The sequence below is a fragment of the Lysobacter sp. P5_C4 genome (assembly GCF_054049695.1).
On the sequence record NZ_JBFULX010000025.1, the window covers coordinates 1 to 504 of the forward strand.

General features: G+C 45.1%; 1 protein-coding gene. It reads left to right on the top strand.

All coding sequences use genetic code 11. The features are described from left to right. Window positions 1-239: 239 nt before the first annotated feature. The coding region (locus ACXJJ8_RS15480) for a hypothetical protein (protein ID WP_499031885.1) at window positions 240-504 on the top strand (265 nt) is incomplete at its 3' end.

The window sequence follows — 504 nt, forward strand, 5'->3', positions numbered from 1 at the left end:
CCGTTGGAAGGGGATTGGGCCGTGGAGCAGTTATACTAAATGCAAAGAGGCTTTCGCTTCGCTTCATTTCGGTATATAGTAAAAAAGAATGGTAGTGTTGAAAGGAGTGCCGAACCGTTGGAAGGGGATTGGGCCGTGGAGCAGTTATACTAAATGCAAAGAGGCTTTCGCTTCGCTTCATTTCGGTATATAGTAAAAAAGAATGGAAGTGTTGAAAGGAGTGCCGAATGCTTACAACAATGCGAGATGAACAAAATGGTATTTTCCCATCCGTATGCTCACTGGATTGTCCAGATCAATGCGGCTTGCTGATTCATAAAGAAGCTGGGAAGATCGTTAAAATAGAGKGAGACCCCAATCACCCGGTAACACAAGGGGCTATTTGCAATAAAGTCCGGAACATGACGGCGCGTATATATGATGAAAAAAGACTGCAGTATCCCATGAAGCGCGTGGGTCCTAAGGGTGAGGGCAGTCAGTTTGAAAGAATTACCTGGGAAGTAG